Source organism: Bryocella elongata (genome assembly GCF_900108185.1).
Classification (GTDB): Bacteria; Acidobacteriota; Terriglobia; order Terriglobales; family Acidobacteriaceae; genus Granulicella; species Granulicella elongata.
Window position 1 is genome coordinate 809,775 of record NZ_FNVA01000001.1, and the last position, 17,212, is coordinate 826,986.

Genomic DNA, 17,212 nt, shown 5'->3' on the forward strand with positions numbered 1-17,212 from the left:
TGCTGATAACAAGGCGACAACCCTGGGAGGACATCATGCGCATCGCGATTTTGAGCGATATCCATGGCAACCTCACGGCCCTCAAGGCCGTTCAGGCCGACCTTCGTGATGCCGCGCCCGACTTGATCCTCCATGGCGGCGACCTCGCGGACGGAGGCTCCAGCCCCGCCGAAGTCGTCGATACGCTGCGGGAGTCAGGCTGTGCCGGGGTCATGGGCAATGGGGACGAGATGCTCGCCCGCCCCGCGGCACTCGAGGAATTTGCAGAGTGTTCTGCCGGGAACTCCGCAATGTGGGATGTCGTCCGGTCCATGGCAGCCTCCACCCGCGAGCGGCTCGGCGACGAGCGCCTCGCGTGGCTTGCCTCGCACCCGTACCAGGTCGTCATTCCTGAGCTGGCTCTCGTTCACGCCACTCCTGCGAGTTGCTGGAGGGCGGCGCCGCCAAACGCATCGGAGGCTGACCTGGAGGTGATCTACGCACCGCTGGAGCGCTCCTGTGTGGTCTTCGGGCATACGCACGTCCCCTCCGTCCGGACTCTCGGGGGCGTCGTCTCGACCCTAATCAATTGTGGGAGCGTAGGCCTGCCCTTCGACGGCGATCCCCGGGCTTCGTATCTCCTGTTCACGGCCGGCCGCCCCTTGATTCGCCGCGTGCCCTACGACGTGGAGGCAGAGTGCGATCGGCTGCGCGTGAGCGGGCTTCCTGCTTTCGCCTGGACGGCCGCGATGCTGCGCGCCGCCTCTCCACGTCTGCCGTAAAGTCAGCCCCCTTCGAGCGATCGATGTTGAAGCATCCCACCAGGGGGACTCGCTGTTGCGATGCCGGGAGTGAGAAAATGGGGAGATGGCTGAGATGTTACCCACGACCATGCGAGCTGCTGTCCTTCGCGGCAAAGAAGACCTCCGCGTGGAGGACGTTCCGGTACCCCGCGCGGGTGCAGGGGAGTTGGTGCTGCGCGTCGACGCTGCACTCACCTGTGGAACGGACCTCAAGGTCTTCCGCAGGGGCTACCACGCGAAGATGCTCACGGCGAACCGCCTGTTCGGGCATGAGGTCGCCGGCACCGTGGTTGAAGTGGGGGAAGGCGCCACCCGGTTCGCAGTTGGCGACCGCGTTCTGCCGCTGAATTCCGCCCCCTGCGATGCATGCTTCTTCTGCCGCAATGGCCAGCAGAACCTCTGCGACGATCTTCTGTTCAACAATGGCGCCTACGCGGAGTTCATCTCCATCCCAGCTCGCATCGTGGAGAAGAACACGCACCGCATCCCCGATACGATGCCCTTTGAACACGCTGCCCTGACCGAGCCTCTGGCCTGCGTCGTCCGCGGCCTTGAGCAAACGGAAGCCCGTGCCGGGCAGACCATGATCGTCCTCGGGGCAGGTCCGATTGGCCTGCTGTTCATCCACGCAGCGGCCATTGAGGGCCTTCATGTCATTGCCATCGTGAAACGTCGCGATCAGGTGGAGACAGCAACGCGCTTCGGTGCGGCACATGTCGTTCGTCTCGCCGACGTTGACGACCCCGTGCAGGCTGCCCGATCCTTCACCCCTGAAGCTCGCGGCGCCGACATCGTCATTGAAGCGGTTGCGACACCCGAGGCCTGGGAGATGGCGCTCCATCTGGCGCGCAAAGGCGGCGCCGTGAACCTCTTCGGCGGACCGCCGGCTGGGACGACGGCAGCCTTCGATACGAATCTGATCCACTATTCCGACCTGAACATCAAAGCGAGCTTTCACCACACGCCCGCCACAGCGCAGCGCGCCTTCGAGATGCTGGCCTCGGGTCGCTTCGACTGCGAAGCTTTCCTTACCGGCACCGCGTCGCTGGAGGATGTGCCCGAGGTCTTTCACAACATGCTCACGCGTCCCCCGGAAGGCACTGCGCCCGAGATCAAGACGGTGATTCATCCGGCTCATGCACCGAGGCCGATTGCGAGCGAACACAGCCTGGTCGGTGAGACGGCATGAGCACCGCATCAATCCCCGTAGCCTTCAGCGGAGACCTGGCGCAGGCGCCGGCAGAGTACCGCACGCCGACCTCGCGCCCAACGTTGGCCGAGGCCCAGGCATGGTGTCACCACCTCGCCACCACGCACTACGAGAACTTCCACGTGGGCACCTTCCTGCTGCCCAAATACCTTCGTCCGCACTTCGATTCGATCTACGCCTTCTGCCGCACTTCCGACGATCTGGGAGATGAGGTCGGTTCCACCGAACTCGCGACGCGCCTGCTGGCTGAGTGGCGCGCGATGCTTCACGAGTCCTATGCAACGCCTGGACAGTCGCGCCATCCCGTGTTCGTTGCCCTGCAACCCACCATCGAGCAGCATGAGCTCCCGATAGACCCGTTTGATGACCTCGTGACCGCGTTCGAACGCGACCAGGTCTACACGAAGCACGAGTCGCTCGCCACGCTGGAGGACTACTCGCGCTACTCGGCCAATCCTGTGGGCCGCCTCGTGCTGCTCGTCAGCGGATACAAGAGCGAGGAGTTGCTCGGCCTCTCCGATGACATCTGCACAGGGCTTCAACTCGCAAACTTCTACCAGGACGTAGTCGGTGACTGGGTCGAACGAGACCGCCGCTACCTTCCTGCCGATGCGATGAAGCGCTTCGGCGTGACGGACGATCAGATCGTCGATCGTCGCTTCGACGCAAACTTTCGCGCGATGATGAAGTTCCTCGTAGAGGATGCTCGCGCCCGCTTGCATCGTGGAGAGCGCATCGTCACGCTGGTTCGACGTGACCTGGCAGCCACGCTCTCGCTCTTCGCCGCGGGCGGCCACGCGATCCTCGACGCGATTGAAGCGCAGGACTACAACACGCTGGCCTCGCGCCCGGTGGTTACGAAGTCGGCAAAGTTGAAGCTCCTGATGAAGGCCCTCGGTGGCAAGCTTGGTGCGACACTCTTGCCTGGTCGTGGTGCAAGGGGAGACGCATCGCGATGACCGCGCTTCAGCCTTCACCTCGCACACCCGAGTTGCAACGCGCCTACGACGAATGCCGCGCCATCGCCAAGCGGGAGGCTCGCAACTTCTACTACGCTTTCCTCGTGCTTCCGAAGCACAAGTCCGATGCGATGTGCGCGATCTATGCCTTTATGCGCAAAGCCGACGATCTCTCCGACGACGAGTCGATGAGCATTGCAGACCGCCGCTTCGCCATGGCTGCATGGACAGACGCCCTTCGGCGCGCACGCACCGAGCCTACAGGCGACCCAATCTTCCTTGCGGTGAATGATACGCAGCAGCGCTTCGGCATCCCGGACTCTTTGCTCGATCAGCTTGTCGAAGGCACCACCATGGACCTGCGGGAACGTATGCAGGGCGTGGTCGATATGCATGTAGCCGGCAAAGACCTGCAGGTCTACGAGAGCTTCGATGGGCTCTATCACTATTGCTATCTCGTAGCGTCTGTCGTGGGGCTCGTCTGCATTCGCATCTTCGGCTACACCGATCCTCGCGCGGAGCAGCTTGCGGAGAAGACCGGTGTGGCGTTCCAGCTCACGAACATCCTGCGCGATGTGAAGGAAGATGCCGAGCGTGGCCGAGTCTATCTTCCACTTGACGACATGCAGGATACCGGTTCCAGCGTAGACGACATCCTTCTCGCCACGACCAGCGCCGCCCCGTCCTCCCAGACCATGGAGTTGATCGAGCGCGAGATCGCCCGCGCGCAGGAATACTACCGCGCCTCCGATGAGCTGATCCCACTACTTGACGCCGATGCCCGCGAAGCGATGCGTGTGCTCGCAGCGATCTATCATCGCCTGCTCGATCGCATAGAAGCCGATCCTACCGCTGTCTTTCGCGAGCGCGTCTCTGTGCCGACCGCACAGAAGCTTGCGATGCTCGGCCGCGGTTTGTTGTCCGCATTCTTCGTGCGAGGGCGAGCATGAGCTCCAACAGCTACGACGTCATCGTCGTGGGCGCCGGAGTCGCTGGTCTCTCTGCTGCAGAAGCGCTCTCGCGGGCTGGCGCCAGGGTCGCGGTCCTCGACCGCCGTCCCTACGTCGGTGGTCGTGCGTACTCGTACATGCACCCCACGCTGGGTGAAGTGGTCGACTCACAGCACGTCATCGTGGAGTGCTGCGCGAATGTCGTTGACCTCGCAAAGCGTTCGGGCGCGGACCAGCATCTTCGCTGGTTCGACCGCATACCGTTCCTCGAGCCGTCAAAGGAAGGCGCAGGTCCCCGGCTCAGCTACATCGGTTCGGGTGCCTTACCCGCGCCTGCGCATGCGTCGTGGAGCTTTCTCACTGCGAAGATGCTCTCTGCGGGAGACAAGCTCGCGATCGCACAATCGTTGTTGAAGTTTCTGCGTAGCTATCCCCAGACGGACGAAGAGCCCTTCTCCGCGTGGATCGCCCGGGAGAACCCGTCCGATCAGGCGATCCGCCATTTCTGGCATCCTCTGGTCGTCGCAACCTTGAACGATTCCTTCGAGCGAAGCTCGACGAAGTATGCAGGGCAGGTCTTCCACGAGCTCTTCCTCAAGAGCTCCACGGGAAGCCGTCAAGGCGTGCCGACGATACCGCTCTCGGAGTTCTACGGATACTTCGCGCGGCTCGCGGAGCAGCAGGGAAGTGAGTTGCATCTCCGCGCCAGCGTCGATCGCATCGCTCAATTGCCGGACGCTTCGTGGCAGGTTACGTCCTCCACTGGCGAAGAGTTCACAGCGCCGAACCTGGTACTCGCGATTCCGTTTGAGCAGACTGCGAAGCTGCTGCGCACGCTGCCCGAAGCCGCTCCGCAACGCGCCAATATCCTTCCGCATCTCGAACACTTCGAGTACGGGCCCTATACAACGGTCCATCTCTGGTACGACCGGCCCATCACCGAGCTTGAGCAGGCGGGTCTGCTCGACTCCTCGCTCGACTGGATGTTCAACAAGGCCGCGATCCGCGCCGGTGATCCGAGCCATACGAACGCCAGCGGTCACTACTATGAGCTTTCGATCGCAGCTTCGTTTGACGAGCTGCATCAATCCCGTGAGCAGATCCTAGCGGATACACTTGCGGAGCTTCCAAAATTCTTTCCTGGAGTGTTGCAAGCGAAGTTGCTCAAGTCCGGAGTATTGAAGGAGGCCAAGGCCACGTTCTCCGTGCTGCCGGGCCTGGATGCTCACAGGCCCAACGCTTCGGATCCTGGCGGCGGCGTGTTTCTCGCCGGCGACTGGACTCGCACAGGATGGCCGTCAACGATGGAAGGCGCCGCACGCAGCGGCCGCCTGGCCGCGGAGGCGATCGCAACGGCATGCGGAGCTCCCCGGAGCTTCCTTGCCCCGGAACTTCCTGCCTCCGGACTCATGCGCTGGATCCTCTAACGCACGAACGCGGAGTCTATCCCGTTGCGACACAATGTGTTCCGCAATGAGACGCTGACGGAAATAGTTCTAACCTCCCGCGACATTCCCCTCCGGAATGGTTTGACTCCCATGTCACTACCGCCCCGCAGTCCGCGCTCTCCGCGAGGCTGACGGTGTGGGAGGCTCCGCGTCATGCAGCAACTACCGCAGTCGCCCTCCGTCGCAGTCTGTCTCGTGCGTTGCGGCCTTCTTGCCACCGCCATCTTTGCCGGTACCCTCATCGGTTGCTCCAACTCGGTTAGTTCCGGCGGTACGGGAGGGGGAGGCACGCCATCCGTGCAGGTCGCGGTCACGGGCTCCTCGGCAGTACGCGTTGGCAGCACAGCCCAGTACGCGGCCGCTGTCACAGGCACGGCCAACACGTCCGTGACATGGGAGATCAACGGCCTCGTGGGCGGCAGCGCGGCTACAGGAACGATCTCAAACTCTGGACTCTACAGCGCTCCTGCAACACTCCCTGCAAACGCAACGCTCACTGTGACTGCGGTAAGCCAGGTGAGTGCCTCTGCTTCGGGAACGGAAAGCGTGGCATTGCAGAACCCGGTACCCATACTGACAAGCGCCACCGCGTTGCAGGTGGGCAGCTCGCTGTCCTATGCCGTCGACGTCATCGGAACCAGCTTCGTACAAGGGGCCACCATCAACTACGGCTCCACGGCGCAGTCCACAACCTTCGTCTCATCGACGGAACTGCAGGCAACAATTACGGTACCGTCCGGTACCACCAGCATCGGTCTCAGCGTGACGAACCCGAATCCGGGTTCCAGCTCGTCTTCGACGGCCACGGTCAGCATCACCTTCTTTACGACGACAGCGACCACAGCGGCACGTCTGCTCGACCAGGCAACGTTTGGCCCCACCACGGCGGCGATCACGCAGGTCCAGCAGATGGGAGTCAGCGCGTGGATCCAGAACCAGTTTTCGCAGCCTACGACAACGCTCGCCGCGATCCCGACCAACCCCTTGCCAACGCTTTGTTTCTCTTCAAACACGGCGTATTCATGTGCGGAGAGTGAGTGGTGGCAGGCGGTGATCACCGGCCCGGATCAACTTCGCCAGCGCGTGGCATTTGCGTTATCGGAGATGTTCGTCATCTCCACGCAGACCGTGCCTGGCCAGACGATTCCTGCGTATCACAACATGCTCGCGAACGACGCCTTTACCAACTTCGCGACGATCATGCATGACGTCTCTGTATCTCCCGGCATGGGCGATTACCTCAACATGTTGAACAGCGCCAAGCCTGCGACAGGGCAGATTGCGAACGAAAACTACGCTCGCGAGAACATGCAGCTGTTCACCATTGGCTTGGATCTGCTGAATCAGGATGGTTCCCTGCAATTAGACGGCTCTGGAAACCCGATTCCCGCCTATACCCAGGCACAGGTGCAAGCGTTTGCTCGTGCGTATACCGGTTGGACCTACGGCAACGCGGCCGGAACCACACTTACCAAGTTTCCGAACTCGACCGCCGACTGGGTCGATCCGATGCAGCCTGTCGACAGCGCACATGACACCACCTCCAAGACGCTGCTGAACAGTACGGTGCTCCCCGCGGGCCAGACCACAACGCAGGACCTCGCCGGCGCATTGGGCAATCTCTTCAACCATCCCAATGCAGGTCCGTTCGTCTGCAAGCAGCTCATCCAGCATCTCGTCACGAGCACGCCAAGTCCCGCTTACGTCTCTCGTGTCGCTGCGGTCTTCGCCAATAACGGAAGCGGAGTCCGCGGCGACATGCAAGCGGTCATCACTGCGATCCTGACAGACCAGGAAGCCCGCGCCGGAGACACCAATGCGAGCTTCGATGGTGGCCACTTCCGCGAGCCCATTCTCTTCATCACCGCCATGATGCGGGCATTCAACTTTTCAAACACTTCAACGACTGGGTCCTGGGTCTCGCTCTCCACGTATTCGAACAATCTCAACGAGCGGCCCTATCGTGCGAACTCGGTCTTCAACTTCTTCCCTCCGGACTACGTGATCCCGGCAACGACGATCAACGCGCCCGAGTTTGGAATCGAAAACACAGCCACCGCCACGCTGCAGGAGTCTCTCGCGGACTCCATCGTGAACAACAAGATCTCCGCCTTTACGGTGGATCTCTCCAACACCAGTTCGTGGGGTGTGCTTGCGGCGAATCCAACGAACCTCGTCACCGCACTCAATACTCTTCTCATGCACTCGCAGATGCCGTCGGCGATGCAAACGGCCATCGTCAACACCATCACACCGCTCACCTCGAACGCGCAGCGGGTACGCATTGCGATCTTCCTGATTGTCACCAGCCCGCAGTACAAGATCATCCACTAAGGGGCCCACCATGTACGTTCGTCGTCGCGGATTTATCAAGTACGCTTCGCTGGCAGCCGCCGGCAGCATCGCGGGTCTTCGTCCATTCGGTGCGCTCAATGCGCTCGCGCAGACCGCAGGCGATTACAAGGCGCTGGTCTGTGTCTTCATGTTCGGCGGCAATGACGCCAACAACATGATCATCCCGTTCGACACTTCGGGTTACACCAACTACTCCAACGTTCGCGCCGGGTTGGCGCTTGCGCAGAACACGTTGCTCCCGTTGACGCCTCTGCCGAACTTCGCGCTGCACCCAAGCTTGCCGGACGTGCAGTCGCTGTTCAACTCGGGGAATATCGCGCTGGTGGCGAACGTGGGTACACTCGTGCAGCCCACGACGCGCACTCAGTACCTCGCGGGCAGCACGGTGCCACAGAACCTCTTCTCGCACCCGGACCAGCAGGAAGAGTGGCAGAACGCGTCGCAGGATAGTTCGGCGCCTACCGGTTGGGCTGGCCGCATCTCGGATGTGCTGAACGGCAGCTACAACGCATCGGCATCGGTTCCGATGATTACTTCGGTCGATGGTGACACGCTCTTCTGCAATGGCATCGCGACCACACCGGTCTCTGTGTCTGCAGGGAACCTTGGCAATGCAGCCTGTTCGGAGGGCGCAGCCTGCGCCGCGCGCCTCTCGACCGCGCAATCGCTCATCACGATGAGCACCGGTGTCTCGCTGGTCACGCAGGATCAGGGCATCGCTTCGAACGCCTATAAATACTCATCGATCCTGACAGCTGCGACGCAGTCAGTCACGCCGTTGAAGACCGTATTTCCCACCGGTAGCCCACTCGCGGCGCAGCTGCAACAGATCGCGCAGATCATCCAGGTCAGAGCCGCGCTCGGCGTACAGCGCCAGATCTTCTTCGCGGGCGTTGGCAACTTCGACACGCACTCTGATCAGCTGACGCTCCAGGCGAGCCTTCTCACGGAGCTCAGTGGAGCACTCGCCGCCTTCAACGCAGCGACCATCGAGATGGGCGTGCAGAGCAACGTCACCACCTTCACCATGAGCGATTTCGCTCGCACCTTCCAGCCGAACTCGAACTCCGGCAGCGACCACGCCTGGGGTTCGCATCACATCGTCATGGGCGGAGCAGTGAAGGGCGGCCAGATGTACGGCACCTGGCCGACGCTCGCGCTCGGTGGCCCGGACGACTCAGGCTCGAACGGCCGCTGGGTACCATCGTCGGCGAGCATTCAGTATGCTGCTACACTGGCCGAGTGGTTTGGGGTACCCCAGTCTGCACTGGCAACGGTCTTCCCGAACATCGCGAACTTCAAGTCGAACAACATGGGTTTTATCTAACCCGTAGCCTTGGGACTGCGTTCTAGCGCGACAGCAGGAAGACGCCCAGCGCCACAAACGCCGTCGCCATCCAGCGACGCTTGTCCACACGTTCGCGCAGGAAGAACTTCGCCGCAATCGCGTTGCCGATGTAGGTCAGCGCGGCGATGGCTGGTCCCGCGAGCGAGAGGTTCGCGAGACTCAGCGCGGCGAGCATGGTGAAGAAGTTCAGCGCCATGCAGAGCGCTCCGGTGACGAAGCGAAGGTTGGTGAGCACAGCAGCAATCGCGCCACCGAGCCCCTTGACCGCGCGAATGTCATCGAGGTCGCCGAGCTGCTGCATGCCTGCCGCGATCATGACCTCACCCACCACGGCAAGCGCCGCAACGAGCAGGATTGCCGTCCACGCCTGCAGGCTACCGGCCGGTGCGAGCTGAATCAGGAGCGTCTTCATCGCCCAGCTCCTGCATCCATCCGATCGAGTTCCGGATGCTCTGTCCGCGAAGGCCCACCCGCGACGAAGCCTACGGCGCAGACGATGAGGCCAATCCCAGCCCAGCGCGACCACGACAGTTGCTCATGCAGCCAGTACCGGCCCAGCAGGGCGATCACGACGTAGCCGAATGCCGTCGCAGGCATCACAAACGTAAGATCCGCCCAGCTCAACGCGGTCGTATAGCTGGCAAAAAAGCCAATCAAAAGCACGATACCGAGGTCGACGTAAACATTGAACAGAGCGTGCCACAGCAGGCCGAGATGATGGACATCGACCGGCCCCACCTGCGCCATGCCACGGGCAAGCAGGGAATCGCCCACGGAGGCCGTGAGCATGATGGCGATGAGGATGGCGTACTGCGAGGGCTTTAGTGCGTGCTTCATTGCTCTTACTAGGTTAGATGAATGCGGTGTGTGAACGTCGCACGGGGCAAAGCAAAACGGCCAGCCGAGGCTGACCGTTTACCGAGCGTCGAGCATCGAACGCTTACGCGTTCATGCTCACCGATTCCTGAGCCTTGAGTGCCTTTTCTTCGGCCTTGGCGCGGGCAGCCTTGTTGCGCTGTGCACGAAGCTTCATGAAGCTCTTTGCCTCGACGTAGAGACGCGGCACGTCGCGGTTGACGATTGCCTTCCAGACCACGCGGAACGCAGCCTTGGGGCGGAAGTAGTACTCGTCGTAGAAGCGGTGGACCTGCTCCATCACGTACTCGGTCGGAAGCCCCGGGTACTCGATGTGCGCCATCTGGTGACCGCCGCTGTCCTGCATGTTCTCGTTGGTGATGAAGCCACCCTTCTTCGCGAAGTCGTAGAACTCCGTGCCGGGGTAAGCATGCGCCACCGAAACCTGAATGGTCTCGCAGTCCAGGGTCTTGGCGAAGTTGATCGTGTTGCGGATCGACTCCTTCGTCTCGCCGGGCAGGCCGAGGATGAAGTCAGCGTGGATGACGAGGCCGAGGTCGTGGCAGTTCTTCACGAACTCGCGCGCCTTCTCAACCGTGGCGCCCTTCTTGATGTTCTTCAGGATCTGCGGATCGCCAGACTCGAAGCCGACGATCAGCAGCCGGCAGCCGGCTTCCTTCATCGCCTTCAGGGTCTCGTAGCTGGTGGTCACGCGCGAGGTGCAGCTCCACGTCAGGCCAAGCGGCTTCAGCTTCTCGCAAAGCTCGATTGTGCGGGCCGACTGGATGTTGAACGTGTCGTCATCGAAGAAGAACTCCTTCACATGCGGGAAGTTCTCCTTCGCCCACTTCATCTCCGCTGCCACGTCATCGGTGGAGCGCTTGCGCCACGCATGGCCCGAGAGGGTCTGCGGCCACAGGCAGAAGGTGCACTGCGCCGGGCAGCCGCGTGTGGAGTACAGCGAGATGTAAGGGTGCAGCAGGAAGGGCACGTTGTAGCGCGTCACGTCCATGTCGCGCTTGTAGATCTTGGTCGCCCAGGGCATCGCGTCCAGGTCCTCGACCTGAGGACGGTCGGGGTTGTGCTGGATGACGCCGTTCGCGTCCTTGTAGCTGAGGCCGAGAATCTCGTTGATTGGCTTGCCGTTGGCGTATTCCACTACGGTGAAGTCGAACTCGCGGCGGCAGATGAAGTCGATCACCTCGCACTCATTCAGAGCGCGATCCGGGTCGGTCGTCACCGGTGGTCCAACGAAACAGATCTTGATCTTCGGGTTCGCAGCCTTAATGGCGCGCGCGAGACCGTGATCGCCCGACCAGCCTACCGTCGAGGTGAAGAGCACCAGGAACTCATAGTCCTTGGCGATCTGAATGGTCTCGTCGGCCGAAATGTGGTGTGGCGGCGCGTCGAGGAGCCGAGACCCTTCCAGCATGCCCGCGGGGTAGGCAAGCCACACCGGGTACCAGTAGGACTCGATCTCGCGGGTGGCAGGCCAGCGGGAGCTGGCGCCGCCATCGAAATTCTCAAAGGACGGGGGGTTCAGGAGCAGGGTCTTCAGCGGCATATCAGTCTCCGATTTTAGCACCTGGGCAGGGGTTCCGAGCGGTTTCCGGGTGCCTCAGGCAGCATCCGCGCTGGTGCAGAAAAAGCTTCTGACGAACCCGCCGGGAGGTCCCGGCGGTTACTTGTGACCAACGGTCGCGGAGATACCCGTTCCCGCCGGCGAGGTGCCCTGCAGCCAGTTGTCCAGCTGCCGGGTCTGGCGCATCAGGTTCACCTTGGACTGGTCGAGCGTGCCCTTGGCTGTGAGGTAGTCCAACCGCCGTTGTTGCAGGTCAATACGCGCGGTTTGTTCATCCTTCGGATTGAGTAGCGGGGCTTGCGGGTTCGTTGCATCCGGCGGGGCGTTGAGCTGGATCATGATCGCCTTCAGCTGCTCCTCGGCGAGGTCTTGCGAGTCCTGCGAGACCCGCGCGGAAGCTTCGAGCTCCGATAGCGAATGCTGCAGTTTCGCCCGGCCTTCGAGAAACTGGTTGCGTTGGTCTTCTGCCTGGAAGCGCGCGCTGACGGCCTCCGCGGCCGACTCGTGTGCCCTGGCCTCATGGCCGCGGTCGTACAACGGAATCATGATCTGGATGCCCACCGACGCCGCGTTGTCGGAGTGCTGCGTCTGGAATGCGGGATAGTAGAACGCGTAGTTTGTGTGCGTGGTACTGATGCGGCTGTAGTTAGCGCCGAAGCTCAGCTGCGGACGGAAGCGATACCGCGAGTCTCCGAAAGCCTTCTCCTGCTTCGAAAGCGCATTCGCAAAGGCCGCGCGGACTCCGTAGCTGTCTGGCTGGGTGTTGAGCGGTCCACCCAATTGCGTCACGTCGGGGATCGGGGGGATGGAGTCCGCAACCGTGACCAGCTTGTTTCCGGGCATGCCGATGAGGCGTCCCAGGTGGTCGGCCTGGGCCGCTATATCGTCCTCGATCTGGAGCTCGGCAAAGCGCGTCTGATCCAGCTTCAGGCGGGCCTTGAGCAGGTCCACCCGAGCGTCCTGACCGGCATCGATGCGCTGCTGAACGATGCTTACCAGCCGTCCCGAAGCCGCATGTTCGTCGCGCAGGGCCGCGGCCTTCTCCTCATCGTTGTGCAATGCAAGATAGGTTGCGACGACGTCCTCAATCACCTTCTCGCGGGTCTCCTGCAGCGAGAGCCGGGCGGATTCGACGGATGCCGCAGCGGCTCTCACGAAGTCCTTCTGGGAGAAGTTGAAGAGCAGCGACGAACTCGACAGCTGGAACACGGTCGGCACGCTCAGCGGAACTCCGGTGGAGGTTCCATAGCCACCACTGGCGCTGGCGGTTGGCACATAGGCGTCGTGCGCCTCCGAAAAGGCGGCCTGCGCTCGCTTCACATCGGCTTGCGCCGCAAGCACCTTGGGATCGTTGCGCAGGGCGAGGTCCACCGCGGAGCTCAGGGAGAGCTGCGCGTGCGCCCGCCCGGTGGTGCAGAGCACCACGATTGCTACCATCGTCCATCGCGCCGACAACCGAATCCGTCCCATCATCCTCTGATGCCTTCCGGAAACTGCCCGGGAGGTCTGTTCCAATCTACAGGCCCTGCAGTGCTTTGCTTGCCGGTGCGTAGTTCGACGCCAGCGCAAGTGCCTTGTTGATTTCGATCTTAGCGCCCGCCACATCGCCGTCCTTCTTCAACATCAGTCCCAGCTTGGTGTGGACCCGGAAGGTTGGAGCTTCGTCGCTCTTGGCGGAGCCTTCGAGGTACTGCCGCAGCCAGTGTTCCGGACGTTCCAACCCCCAGTGATTCTCCTGCAGCAGCGTAGCGGAGTCGACAGTCGGTGAGCCGTGGCGGGTGTCCAGAGCCACCGCATGCTCCAGTGCACTCACCGCCTGTTTTCCGTCGCTACGGCGGAAGAAATACGCTCCGAGATCGACCCAGGCCTCGGGGCGATTCGCGACCGCTGTCGCAGCACGAAACTCGCGCTCAGCAGTCGGAAAGTCTTTTTGCTTCTCAGCGATCATCGCCCGGACGCGGTGGCCGGCTTCCGGCATTGTTCCGGAGATCTTGTCAGCCAGATCGGCGGCAAGATCCACACCTCCGCCGACGATGGACGGAGCCCCAACATAGAACTCCCCAAGGTCGTTTGCGGCGGCGGCGTTGTGAGGATCAAGCTGGTACGCGGACTCGAAGGACGACTTCACCTTGCGGGCGAGCTTCATTGCCGCGAAGGGGCCAGCGTTCCTGGCCTTCAACCCGTAGGCGCGGCCCATCCACAGCTGCGCTTGGCTGTCGTCATGGAGCGTTTGAAGTGCCACCTCGCAGGCGGTCACGGCCTGATCGCCCAGCTCTTCGGCGTAATACGCTCGGCACAAAAGCAGCTGCGACTGGCCGTCCTGCGAACCGACCAGCATCCGAACCAGCTCGTCGACGCGGCCCTCCATCAAGGCATGCTCCGCCGCCGGGCGATCCAGCGCCCATGCCGAAGCTCCAGCGAACACGAAGGTTGCTGCCACCAGCCACACGGCAGCCCGGAATCGCCACACAGGATGCGGCGTCAGGGGGGATGCGAAATGCGCGGCTTGGAGTGGAACCCGGTTCGACAAGACAGTGCTCAACGCTGGAGATTCACCGGTAGACCGTCGGAGAGCTCGGTCTCGGTGGTGGAGCGCAGCACGACGACGTCGCCCTCGTGCAGACCGCTTGTGATCTCGAACTGCGCAAGGTTGACCATGCCGACGGTGATGGGCGTGCGCGCGAGCTTGCCGCCGACCACGCGGTACACGTAGTCATTCGCGCCCTGGGTGTGCAGTGCCTCGCGAGGCAGGGACAGGACGCCGTGCCGTTCCTTCGTCGTCACATGAACAGTGACGTTGGTATTGGGAAGCAAGTCTCCGTTGGCGTCGTCGACCGTGATAATGCTCTCGCCAACATTGCGGGTGCCGTAGATCGTAACGGTGGTCGGGGCCTTGAGCACATGGCCGTGCCACAGCTTGCCCGGCTTGGCCGCCCACTCGATGGTCACAGGCTGGCCGGCTGCGAGGTCACCAATCTGCGGCTCGTCGAAGTACGCCCGAACCTGGAGCTTGTTCAGGTCAGCAAGATTCAGCAGCAGGGCACCGGTCTGAACGTAGTCATACGGGTTCACCGCAATGGCATAAACCTTGCCGGAGATTGGGGAACGGATATCGGAGGCCGCGAAGTCGCTCTCAGCCGCACTGAGTGCCGTGGATGCCTGTGTCACGAGTGCCTTCTGCGAGCTGAAATCTCCGCCGGAGTAGCGTCCGGCCTGCCTGGAGAGCAGCTGATCGAGGTGAGCCTGGTCGCCATTCAGCTTGTCCTGTGCCTGCTGCACCTCGTTGGGCGAAGCAGCTCCAGAAGCGGCAAGCTGCTTCCGCGTCGCCAGCGTCTGCTGATCCTGCGCCACAGTCGTCCTCGCGGCAGCGATGTCAGCCTTCTGGCTTAGCAATTCATCCTGGGTGCCACCCTGTTGCAGGTTACGGAGACCCTGCTCCGCGGTCTGCAAACTTGCCTGCGCCGTGGCAATGCGGCTCGCCGCGTCGGAGGTGTCCATCTCTACAAGGCGCTGGCCGGACTCCACCCAATCGCCGATCTTCACGAAGAGCTTTTTCACCTGACCGGGGGCGCTGGCGTGCGCCTGGAAGTCCACGGTAGGCTGCACGATGCCATTGCTGGTCACGATGCTGGTGATGTCACGACGCGACACCGCGATGCCTTCGACCGTGGTGCTGGGGCGTGAGGCATGCCAAAAAAGGAAACCAACCAGACCCACGCCCGCAATACCTGCGGCGATCCATATCCAGTTGCGGTTTGGAGCTGGTTCTCGGGAAGCCATATGTACAAAGCGCAGTATATAAGACGCTTCGACACGCCCTTCGATCCGGAAGATTTACGTTGATGATCTCGGGATCAAGTTCGGCTACCTGCATCGGCTCGACGAGCGGCTACGATCTCCAGCTCCCATCCGGCAAATCCAGGCTTCCAGTTGCGATGCAGACGATAGAGCAGGTCCATCGCATCTCCTTGCTGCCAGCCTTCGTCCGCCGCTAGTTCGGCCCAGTTCGTTCTCCGGGTCCAGGCCACTCCGGTGAAGGCAACGCCCGTGTCAGGATCTTCCACGCGCAGCCGCAGGTGCTTCTGCGCCACGGTCCGCGGGGGAGCCGCGAGTCGCACCCCGGCACTCCGCCAGACAGGCTCTTCATTGCCATTGCCAAAGGGTGCCAACCGCTCCAGCGCCGCCAAAAATTCCGGCGTCACCTCGGCGAGTGAAAGGTCTCCATCGTACTGGACGACCTCTGCAGCTCCCGGATCCGGCGAATGCTCGGCCGCATAGCCCTGCATACCCTCCCGCAGCCGCCCCACTCGCTCCGACGACAAGGCGAACCCCACCGCGTGCGCGTGTCCCCCAAAGCGCGCGAGCAGACCTCCGCCGGTCTCTCCGTGGACTGCAGTCAGAGCGTCGAGCAGATGAAAGCCGGCGACGGATCGCCCCGATCCATAGGCGAGCCCGTCGGCCTCATGTGCCAGGACCAGGGCTGGCCGTCCGGTGCGTTCCACCACTCGCGAGGCCAGGATCCCGATGACGCCACGGTGCCATCGCGTTGTCTCTTCGCCGCTCTCCTGTGCTTTGCCATCCCAGCCGTCGTCCAGTACAAGACAGGCTGGCCAATCGCCTTGCGCTTCGCGCAGACCTTCCAGGTACGTATCGATCTCGCGCAGAGCTTCGGCCTCACTGGCGCGGCGATCATCATTCAGCCGATGCAGCTTCGTGGCGAGTGTTCGGGCCAGCTCTGGATCACGGGTGAGAAACATCTCCACCACATCGTTCGCGGCGTCCATTCGGCCAGCCGCATTGATCCGAGGCGCCAGCCGGAAACCCACGTCCATCGCGCTGATCGGGCGTTCGACTCCCGGGCCAAATTCAATCTCCGCCAGCTCCATCAGGGAACGCAGTCCGTGCTGGCTCGGGTGCCTGAGCTCCGCCAGCCCCAGCGCCGCGATGATTCGGTTTTCGCCCGTCAAAGGCACAGCATCCGCGATGGTCGCAATCGCCAGCAGCTTGAGGAAGGAGGGAATCACCTTGGCGCGGAGCTTCGTTCGCTCGGCGTCATCCGCGGCGACCGACTCCAGCAAAGCCTGCGCCAACTTGAACGCCACCGCTGCTCCGCAAAGCTCCTTATATGGATACGGGCATCCCGGCTGGTTCGGATTCACGACCGCCAGCGCATCCGGAATTCCGCCAATCTCGTCCGGCAGGTGGTGGTCCGTGACGATCAGGTCCAGCCCGACGCGGCGAGCTTCTTCCGCCGCCGCGAAGCCGCGAATGCCGGTATCCACGCTGACCACCAGCCGCACGCCTTCGGTCGCAGCCTCAACGATCCGCGAGCCCTGCATTCCGTACCCTTCGCGGATGCGGTGCGGGATGTGGTAGCGAACATCGGGCTTCTGTCCGAAGGCCGCAGCCACCCGTTCCGCCGCCGTCTTCAGCAGGACCGTTGCGACCGTCCCGTCCACGTCGTAGTCGCCATAGATGAGGATCGGCTCGCCAGCGGCCAGGGCGGAACGCAGACGCACCACCGCACGCTCCATGCCGAGCATCAGCAGGGGATCGTGCAGGGCTCGAAGTGTTGGTTGAAGAAAAAGCTGCGCGTCGCTGATCTGTAAGACCCCTCGTGCAATGAGGAGCCGCGCCAGAGGTTCGGCGAGGGACAGCTCGCGGGCAAGGCTCAGGGATGCCTCGGAGACAACCGTCCTCGGCCTCCAGGTTGCGTCGATCAC

The 17,212-nt window shown here is 62.4% G+C and carries 14 protein-coding genes; 7 read left to right on the forward strand and 7 right to left on the reverse strand.

Annotated features, from left to right (window positions below; translation table 11 throughout):
• Window positions 1-35: 35 nt before the first annotated feature.
• The 7 genes from C4S68_RS03370 (at window position 36) to C4S68_RS03400 (ending at window position 9,031) form a co-directional block, all read left to right on the forward strand.
• Window positions 36-761, forward strand: a complete 726-nt coding sequence (locus C4S68_RS03370; protein WP_160114977.1) for a metallophosphoesterase family protein — start codon at window positions 36-38, stop codon at window positions 759-761.
• An 85-nt stretch (window positions 762-846) separates the two neighbouring features.
• Entirely contained in the window at window positions 847-1,971 is a 1,125-nt protein-coding gene (locus C4S68_RS03375) for an alcohol dehydrogenase catalytic domain-containing protein (RefSeq protein WP_235011321.1), read from the forward strand.
• Window positions 1,968-2,951, forward strand: a complete 984-nt coding sequence (hpnC, locus tag C4S68_RS03380; protein ID WP_103931577.1) for a squalene synthase HpnC — start codon at window positions 1,968-1,970, stop codon at window positions 2,949-2,951. Before C4S68_RS03375 ends, hpnC begins: the two co-directional genes overlap by 4 nt.
• Complete coding sequence (locus C4S68_RS03385) at window positions 2,948-3,901, forward strand: phytoene/squalene synthase family protein (protein WP_103931578.1); 954 nt, start codon at window positions 2,948-2,950, stop codon at window positions 3,899-3,901. The genes hpnC and C4S68_RS03385 overlap by 4 nt, the downstream gene beginning before the upstream one ends.
• Window positions 3,898-5,328, forward strand: coding sequence for a hydroxysqualene dehydroxylase HpnE (hpnE, locus tag C4S68_RS03390; RefSeq protein ID WP_103931579.1), 1,431 nt, complete (start codon window positions 3,898-3,900; stop codon window positions 5,326-5,328). Before C4S68_RS03385 ends, hpnE begins: the two co-directional genes overlap by 4 nt.
• 174 nt (window positions 5,329-5,502) lie before the next feature.
• On the forward strand, window positions 5,503-7,683 hold the full coding sequence (locus C4S68_RS03395; protein WP_103931580.1) for a DUF1800 domain-containing protein: 2,181 nt from the start codon (window positions 5,503-5,505) through the stop codon (window positions 7,681-7,683).
• A gap of 10 nt (window positions 7,684-7,693) precedes the next feature.
• Window positions 7,694-9,031: a DUF1501 domain-containing protein gene (locus C4S68_RS03400; protein ID WP_103931581.1), complete on the forward strand. Its 1,338-nt coding sequence runs from the start codon at window positions 7,694-7,696 to the stop codon at window positions 9,029-9,031.
• Window positions 9,032-9,053: 22 nt separating this feature from the next.
• Here the strand turns inward: C4S68_RS03400 and C4S68_RS03405 are convergent, their stop codons facing one another.
• The 7 genes from C4S68_RS03405 to recJ all read right to left on the reverse strand — a co-directional run bounded on the left by C4S68_RS03405 (window position 9,054) and on the right by recJ (window position 17,212).
• Window positions 9,054-9,464, reverse strand: coding sequence for an EamA family transporter (locus C4S68_RS03405; RefSeq protein WP_103931582.1), 411 nt, complete (start codon window positions 9,462-9,464; stop codon window positions 9,054-9,056).
• Window positions 9,461-9,889, reverse strand: a complete 429-nt coding sequence (locus C4S68_RS03410; protein ID WP_103931583.1) for an EamA family transporter — start codon at window positions 9,887-9,889, stop codon at window positions 9,461-9,463. Before C4S68_RS03410 ends, C4S68_RS03405 begins: the two co-directional genes overlap by 4 nt.
• A gap of 103 nt (window positions 9,890-9,992) precedes the next feature.
• Window positions 9,993-11,471, reverse strand: a complete 1,479-nt coding sequence (gene hpnJ, locus C4S68_RS03415; protein WP_103931584.1) for a hopanoid biosynthesis associated radical SAM protein HpnJ — start codon at window positions 11,469-11,471, stop codon at window positions 9,993-9,995.
• 117 nt (window positions 11,472-11,588) lie between these two features.
• Window positions 11,589-12,926: a TolC family protein gene (locus C4S68_RS03420; protein ID WP_160114978.1), complete on the reverse strand. Its 1,338-nt coding sequence runs from the start codon at window positions 12,924-12,926 to the stop codon at window positions 11,589-11,591.
• Between the two features lie 79 nt (window positions 12,927-13,005).
• Complete coding sequence (locus C4S68_RS03425) at window positions 13,006-13,929, reverse strand: tetratricopeptide repeat protein (RefSeq protein ID WP_235011322.1); 924 nt, start codon at window positions 13,927-13,929, stop codon at window positions 13,006-13,008.
• Window positions 13,930-14,027: 98 nt separating this feature from the next.
• Window positions 14,028-15,269 (reverse strand): efflux RND transporter periplasmic adaptor subunit, encoded by a 1,242-nt coding sequence (locus C4S68_RS03430; RefSeq protein WP_103931586.1) that lies wholly within the window; start codon window positions 15,267-15,269, stop codon window positions 14,028-14,030.
• Window positions 15,270-15,343: 74 nt separating this feature from the next.
• Window positions 15,344-17,212: a single-stranded-DNA-specific exonuclease RecJ gene (gene recJ / locus C4S68_RS03435; protein WP_103931587.1), complete on the reverse strand. Its 1,869-nt coding sequence runs from the start codon at window positions 17,210-17,212 to the stop codon at window positions 15,344-15,346.

Bases quoted from the DNA above. Each gene is read 5' to 3' on its own strand.
- C4S68_RS03400 (WP_103931581.1), top strand. From the start codon at position 7,694: ATGTACGTTCGTCGTCGCGGATTTATCAAGTACGCTTCGCTGGCAGCC.
- hpnE (WP_103931579.1), top strand. From the start codon at position 3,898: ATGAGCTCCAACAGCTACGACGTCATCGTCGTGGGCGCCGGAGTCGCT.
- C4S68_RS03410 (WP_103931583.1), bottom strand. From the start codon at position 9,889: ATGAAGCACGCACTAAAGCCCTCGCAGTACGCCATCCTCATCGCCATC.
- C4S68_RS03385 (WP_103931578.1), top strand. From the start codon at position 2,948: ATGACCGCGCTTCAGCCTTCACCTCGCACACCCGAGTTGCAACGCGCC.
- hpnJ (WP_103931584.1), bottom strand. From the start codon at position 11,471: ATGCCGCTGAAGACCCTGCTCCTGAACCCCCCGTCCTTTGAGAATTTC.
- C4S68_RS03370 (WP_160114977.1), top strand. From the start codon at position 36: ATGCGCATCGCGATTTTGAGCGATATCCATGGCAACCTCACGGCCCTC.
- C4S68_RS03430 (WP_103931586.1), bottom strand. From the start codon at position 15,269: ATGGCTTCCCGAGAACCAGCTCCAAACCGCAACTGGATATGGATCGCC.
- C4S68_RS03405 (WP_103931582.1), bottom strand. From the start codon at position 9,464: ATGAAGACGCTCCTGATTCAGCTCGCACCGGCCGGTAGCCTGCAGGCG.
- C4S68_RS03420 (WP_160114978.1), bottom strand. From the start codon at position 12,926: ATGGTAGCAATCGTGGTGCTCTGCACCACCGGGCGGGCGCACGCGCAG.
- C4S68_RS03395 (WP_103931580.1), top strand. From the start codon at position 5,503: ATGCAGCAACTACCGCAGTCGCCCTCCGTCGCAGTCTGTCTCGTGCGT.
- hpnC (WP_103931577.1), top strand. From the start codon at position 1,968: ATGAGCACCGCATCAATCCCCGTAGCCTTCAGCGGAGACCTGGCGCAG.
- C4S68_RS03375 (WP_235011321.1), top strand. From the start codon at position 847: ATGGCTGAGATGTTACCCACGACCATGCGAGCTGCTGTCCTTCGCGGC.